At 60.9% G+C, this 238-nt stretch carries 1 protein-coding gene; it reads right to left on the bottom strand.

All coding sequences use genetic code 11. From position 1 onward, the window contains the following. On the bottom strand, window positions 1-155 hold a 155-nt coding region (locus SB719_RS22460), incomplete at its 3' end, for a DUF1467 family protein (protein ID WP_412160079.1). Between the last annotated feature and the right edge of the window lie 83 nt (window positions 156-238).

Genomic DNA, 238 nt, shown 5'->3' on the forward strand with positions numbered 1-238 from the left:
GCCCGACCGATGCGCGGCCTCGCCGGAGCGCTGGCGACCGTGCCCAGGGTCACTTCGTTTTCTTCGGCCTGTGTACGCAAGCCGACCGGCAGCAGCGCGAACAGCGTGGTCCACCAGATGATGAAATAGATCGCGATACCCGAAACCAGAGACATGATTACACCTCTTCCAGTTCGATCAGTGTGCCGTTGAAATCCTTGGGATGCAGGAACAGGACCGGCTTGCCATGCGCGCCGGT

The organism is Pantoea sp. SIMBA_079, assembly GCF_046940275.1.
In the GTDB taxonomy this organism is placed as follows: Bacteria; Pseudomonadota; Gammaproteobacteria; order Enterobacterales; family Enterobacteriaceae; genus Pantoea; species Pantoea borealis.